3 protein-coding genes are annotated in these 3,381 nt (G+C 58.0%); 1 reads left to right on the forward strand and 2 read right to left on the reverse strand.

Going from position 1 to position 3,381, the window contains the following annotated elements:
• A partial coding sequence (locus QZ326_RS12140) for a sugar ABC transporter ATP-binding protein (RefSeq protein WP_365329246.1) occupies positions 1–1,357 on the reverse strand: 1,357 nt, incomplete at its 3' end.
• A gap of 232 nt (positions 1,358–1,589) precedes the next feature.
• Entirely contained in the window at positions 1,590–2,852 is a 1,263-nt protein-coding gene (locus tag QZ326_RS12145) for a DUF3798 domain-containing protein (RefSeq protein ID WP_295745600.1), read from the reverse strand.
• A gap of 290 nt (positions 2,853–3,142) precedes the next feature.
• Here QZ326_RS12145 and QZ326_RS12150 point away from each other — a divergent pair.
• Positions 3,143–3,381: hypothetical protein (locus QZ326_RS12150; RefSeq protein ID WP_295745604.1), on the forward strand; the 239-nt coding region annotated here is incomplete at its 3' end.

Consider the following 3,381-nt stretch of genomic DNA (forward strand, 5'->3'; position numbering starts at 1 on the left):
CGTCGATGCCCCGGGTGGGCTCGGACACAAAGAGGAACTTGGGCTCCAGGGCAAAAGCCTTGGCCAGGCACACCTTCTGCTGGTTGCCGCCAGAGAGCTCTCTGGCGTTCTGTTTGGAACTGGTACACCTGATCTGCAGCTCATCAATGTATTTCTGCGTCACCGCATGGATGGCCTTCTCATCACGCCATTTGATGGCGCCACCAAACAGCTTTTTCAGGAACTTATTCTGAATCTGCATAGCAGGGAAAGCGATATTCCACTCCAGCGTCTCGTCCAGCAGCAACCCCACTTCCCGGCGGTCCTCCGACACGAAGGCCAGGGAGGCGTCCAGGCACTTCCGGGGGCTGTTCAGGGAAATCGCCTGTCCGTCAAACTCCACGGTGCCGCCGGCTTCATAGAGGCCCATGACGCCGTTGGGAATCCCCAGCTTGCCCTGGCCGGCAAGACCCCCGATCCCCAGGATCTCGCCTTCGCGCACATCCAGGGAGACGTTGCGCACCGTTTCGCCGGGCATATCCACCCAGAGGTTCTTGATGGACATGATGGTCCTTGCATCAGGTGTCTCGGCCTTCACCTCCGCAGGCGCAGAACCGCTCTGCACATCGCGGCCCACCATCCAGCGGGTGATGTCGTCCACGCTGGTCTCCTTGGCGGGCACATCCCGGACCACATGGCCGTCCCGCATAACCACTACCTTGTCGCACACCGCGAGGATCTCGTGGAGGCGGTGGGTAATGAAGATCACGGAGATCCCCTGGGCGGACATGCCCCGGATGGACACCAGCAGGGCCTCCGCCTCCTTCTCCGTCAACACGGCGGTGGGCTCGTCCAGGATCAGCAGCTTTAGCTGGTCCTTGCTCAACTCCCGGGCAATCTCCGTAAACTGCTTGTGTCCCACAGGCATGCTGCTGATGACCATCTTGGCGTCGATCTCCACACCCATCTTCCGGATGGCCGCCGCAGACCGGCGTTCCATCTCCTTATAGTCCAGTGTGTTGAGCCGCTCACCGAACACCTGGGAGATCACATTGCGCTTCTGAGGTTCCCGGTTGAGCAGAATATTCTCGGTAGCCGTGAAGCCGGGAATGAGGGAGAACTCCTGGTGGACCATGCCGATGCCCGCCTTCAGCGCATCGAAGGGGGTATTGAACACCGCCTTCTCGCCGTTGATGAGGACTTCACCCTCATAGCCGCCGGTCTCCCGGATCACATCCATGCCAAAGAGAATCTTCATCAGTGTGGACTTGCCTGCGCCATTCTCACCGCACAGGCCCAGGACCTCTCCCTCGCCCAGTGTGAAATTGATGTCGGTGAGGACCTGGTTACCGAAGAAGTCCTTTTTGATGCTGCGCATCTCCAGCAGAGGAGCATATGAATTACCTATTGAAATCACACCCTTTATCTAATAAAAAGCCCTGTATTCACAACCGCAAACGCCGTCCGGGTCTTTTTCATCGCGGTCACAGAGAATTCTCGTCCCTTTGCCATTTCCAGTTGTGAATACAGGTTGGTTGTAAGAAACAGGGGGAGGATGAACCTCCCCCCTGTTTCCATTGTCGATTCTCTACAAAAATCCCGTGCGCAGATTACTTCACGGTGAAGTACTTCTCAGGCACCTCAATATCGGTGGCACCCATGAACTTGCCGGGATTGCCCATGATATAGGTGTCCTGATAGATCAGGAACACGTTGTCCTCCTTAACGCCGGTATCAGCATTGGTGTAACCGGAGCCGTTCCAGGCGGCCTTGGGAGAGTACTCCTGCAGGGCGGCGGCCACATCGTCCATATTGGTGATCTCGCTCTTGCCTTCGATGACGTTGATGGCATGCTGGGCAAGGCCGGCGGACAGGCAGTAACCGTAGGAATAAGCCCAGGTGCCGAAACGGCCGTCGCCGCCGGCATCCACAACGGCCTGTTCCACCTTGGCCAGGATGGCGTCAAAGTCGCCGGCCTCGGCAGTCAGGTCCAGATCGCCCAGAGCATTGGGATAGCCCATCAGAGGAGAGGGCAGGTCGGCCTCGATGAAGTAGCCGCCCAGCTCCAGCAGGCGCTGCAGCAGAGGAGCGGTGTGGGCGTCGTTGGTGCAGAAGTAAGCGGAATTCTGGCCGTACTTCTGAATCCACTCGGGGGCCTTCTCCAGCACGTAAGCCTGGGCGCCGGTGACGCCCACGTCAGTGGTGGGATCGGGCGCGGTCTCCAAGACAAACTCCATGTTGAACTCCTTGCAGGCCTCTTCCATAACGGCCACGCGGCGGCTCATGGTCTCATAGGACATATGCCGGGGGAAGGAGATGTGGACGAAGGTGTCGCAGCCCAGCTCATGGGCAGTGCGGATGATCAGGTAGCCGCGGGAAACAAAGTCGTTGTTGCAGACCAGGTCGGCAGAGGCGCCCACAACGGGCAGGTCCTCGTGAGCCTCGCCGGCAATACACAGGATGTCGGGGCGGCGCTCCTTGATCTGGGTAAAGGCCTCAGCAGTACCGGGGACGGACTGATTAACGATAACGGCCTTCATCAGGGGATCGTCGGACATGTTGACGATGGTCTGGATGGTGGTCTCCAGCTCCTCGGTGAAGTTGTCGGGATAGGTGGCGAGCTTCACCTTGTCCTCGCCATACTTGGCCTGAATGGCCTCAGCGCCGCGCAGATCGTCCTCAGACTGGGACACAGTGCCGGTGATGATACCGATGTGCCAGTCCTCGGCGGAAGCGACGCTGCCCTCCTGGGGCTGGTCGGTGCTGCCCGCGTCCGGGGCGGGCGTGTTGGCGGGAGCATCGCTCTTGCCGCCGCATCCGGCGAGGGCAAGAACCATCACCAGCGCCAGCAGGATGCTGAGAAACTTCTTCATTGCAAACCTCCAAAATTTTTTGTGATCCCGGCGTACAGACTCCCCCTCATGGTTTGTCCACAAACCATGAAAAAAGGCGTACGCCTTTTGAACCTTATTTATTTTAACAAAAATTTCATTTTTGTCAACCGTATTTTCCACATTTGCCGCAAATAATCCAACCATTCTCCCTCTCCACCCCCTCGGGCGGAAAACACGCTGGAAAAATTGAAAACTCCCATCTTGCCAAGCTCCCCTTCTCTGCGTATAATTAAACATATATATCTTTCGAAAACGGTGGTGGTACAGAAATGTCATTAAAGGAAACAATTACGAATATTCTGTTTGGCACAAAACCGGAGACGGAAGCGGGCGATGATGCGGACGCGGAACAGAAAACCGCTGCGGAGGAGACTGCCTCGGAGCCCCTGGTGGCCGGCAGCATAGATCCGGCCCGGCTGGAGCTTCCCCCAGACCACCCCCTCCTCCGCCTCTATGACCTGCGCCGGAGAAAGTCCGGCTATCTTCCGGCGCCCCGCCTCTCTCTGGA

The sequence above is a fragment of the uncultured Oscillibacter sp. genome, assembly GCF_910587525.1.
Classification (GTDB): domain Bacteria; phylum Bacillota; class Clostridia; order Oscillospirales; family Oscillospiraceae; genus Oscillibacter.